Annotated in this window: 3 protein-coding genes; 2 read left to right on the top strand and 1 reads right to left on the bottom strand. The window is 63.8% G+C overall.

Annotated elements, in window-relative coordinates; translation table 11 throughout:
* Positions 1 to 286, bottom strand: a 286-nt coding sequence (locus GY769_21535; protein ID MCP4204501.1) for a hypothetical protein, incomplete at its 3' end; no start/stop codon positions are given.
* A 410-nt stretch (positions 287 to 696) separates the two neighbouring features.
* Here GY769_21535 and GY769_21530 point away from each other — a divergent pair.
* Together GY769_21530 and GY769_21525 are read left to right on the top strand one after the other, a co-directional pair.
* A complete protein-coding gene (locus GY769_21530; protein ID MCP4204500.1) occupies positions 697 to 1,590 on the top strand; it encodes a tyrosine-type recombinase/integrase in 894 nt (297 codons plus the stop codon).
* 13 nt (positions 1,591 to 1,603) lie between these two features.
* A partial coding sequence (locus GY769_21525) for an IS91 family transposase (protein ID MCP4204499.1) occupies positions 1,604 to 2,523 on the top strand: 920 nt, incomplete at its 3' end.

Raw genomic sequence — 2,523 nt, 5'->3', positions numbered from 1 at the left:
TGGCGATACCCTGGGCCAACCTCTCGAGAAGCTTGGCGTAATAATGGAAGCCCTCGAAGCGGACACAGAGCTCGTCCATCTGTCCCGGCTGTGCCGTGTCGAGCAAGATCTTGAAGTTCGGCATCAGATCGTGCATCAGCGCCAGGAGCTTGTCATTGTCGGCCCCTACGGACCGGAGCTGCTTGACCCGTTGGTCGATCTTCCGGGCAGCTTCGATCTGTTGCTCCGACAGGCTCAATTCGATGTCCTTCCCTTGCTCGGAAGAGGGCAGTCTTGCGGGGCGCAAGCGTACTCCGCCGCCACGCACGCGGCCAGTTCGCGTTCCTCCTTGCCCAAGAGGTCGCCCGTCGCCCGGGAGGGGCCTTCAGGCTGGCATGGGCCATCCATTTGGAGACGGTCGGCAGAGGGAAGCTCTTCTATAGGGCATGTATCGCGAAGGTATGCGGCGCGAAAAAGCCATTCTTGCATACGACCCGACTGGTCGGTGCTGAGCACGACCTGAGAGGCTCTCTGGAGATAAATACCCGGCAAAAAGGTTCCTTTTCGGAGACGACCGGAAGGGCCGGAATCGGCCACCGGACTAAACCGCTCTCGCGGTAGTTTGTGGCGTCGGGCGAGGACTGTGCGGTAACGGGCTGGGTCTGTCCTGTGTTGAGATTTGGGGTTTCGAGCCTCACTCAAGACAGGAGCAGCCCCATGACGGATAAAACCATCAGCCCGTTACGCCGACGCATGATCGAGGACATGACGGTCCGCGGTTTCGCGCCGAAGACCCAGACAGATTACATCCGAGCGGTGAGGGATTTCACGGCCTTTTTCGGTCGCTCGCCGGATCGGGCGAGCGCGGAGGATCTGCGGCGCTATCAGCTGCACATGCGATCCATCGGGGCCGCGGCCACGAGCATGAATGCGGCGGTCTCGGCCTTGCGCTTCTTCTTCACGGTGACGCTGGGCCGGGGCGATGCGCAGGTCGGCATGACGACGGTTCGCCAGCCGCACAGGCTGCCGGTGGTCCTGAGCCCCGAGGAGGTCAGGCGTCTTCTCGATGCGGCCCGGGGGCCCAAGTACCAGGCGGCGCTCGGCGTGGCCTATGGCGCGGGCCTGCGTGCCTCGGAGATTGTCTCGCTCAAGGTCGGTGACATCGATAGCGATAGCGAGCGCATGGCGATCCGAGTGGAACAGGGAAAGGGGCGCAAGGACCGCTATGCCATGCTGTCGCCGGCTCTGCTCGATCTCCTGCGCGCTTGGTGGTGTGCCGCCCGGAACCGCGGCGTGGCCCTGCCCGGGGGCTGGCTGTTTCCCGGCCAGAACCCGGTCAACCCGCTGACCACCCGCCAGCTCAATCGCGCCTTCCACGGCGCCAGGGAGGCCGCTGGGATCGACAAGCGCGTCTGTCTGCATACGCTCAGGCACTGTTTTGCTACCCATCTCCTGGAGCAAGGCGTGGACATCCGTGTGATCCAAGTGCTCTTGGGGCACAGGAAATTGGACACGACGGCGCGCTATAGCCAAGTCGCCAGCAAGACCCTCCGCTCGGTCAAGGGCCCGCTGGAGATGCTCGCGGTGAGAAAGAAAAACAAGGCCTCGTAAAGCTGGCGGCCTCGTGTCGCGTGAAGGGCTGGAGGTCGCGGATATCTTCCGCGCCCATGGCCCTGCCTGGCGACAATCCCAGGCAGGGCATCTCAGCCTCGGCCAGCTCAAGGTGATGTCGGCGATCGAGCGTTGCCGCACAGCGGCGCTCGGCGGGCACGTCGCGCGTTGCGAGGACTGTGCTCATGTTCAGATCGCCTACAACTCCTGCCGCAACCGGCACTGTCCCAAGTGCCAGGCTGCGGCGGCCAAGGACTGGCTGGCCGCGCGCCAGGCCGAGCTCCTGCCGGTGACCTACTTTCATGTGATCTTTACCCTGCCGGCTCAGATCGCCGACATCGCCTATCAGAACAAGGCCGAGGTCTATGGCATCCTGTTCAGGGCCGCCGCCGAGACCCTGATCACCATCGCCGCCGACCCCAAGCATCTCGGCGCCCGCATCGGCCTCACCGCCGTGCTCCACACCTGGGGCTCGGCACTCCCGCATCATCCCCATATTCACATGATCGTGCCAGGCGGCGGGATCTCACTCGACGGCGAGCGCTGGATCTCCTGCCGGCCACGCTTCTTTCTGCACGTGCGCGTGCTCTCGCAGCGGTTCAAGCGCCGGTTCCTGGAAATGCTCGCAGCGGCCCACAAGGCAGGCCGCCTACAGTTCTTCGGTGACCATGCCAGACTGGCCGAGCAGCGCGCCTTTGCGGCTTATCTGGCGCCCTTGCGTAAGATCAAGTGGGTGGTCCACGCCAAGCCCCCGTTCGACGGTGAGCCTGAAACGGTGCTCGCTTATCTCAGCCGCTACACCCACCGGGTCGCCATCTCAAACAGCCGGCTGATCGCCCTCGACGACAATGGCGTGACATTCAAATGGAAGGACTACCGAGCCAAGGGCCGCAATCCCTGGACCACCATGACCCTGGCGCCTAGCGAGTTCAT

The sequence above is a fragment of the bacterium genome (genome assembly GCA_024224155.1).
Classification (GTDB): domain Bacteria; phylum Acidobacteriota; class Thermoanaerobaculia; order Multivoradales; family JAHEKO01; genus CALZIK01.
This window is presented reverse-complemented; position numbering and strand designations above follow the sequence as displayed.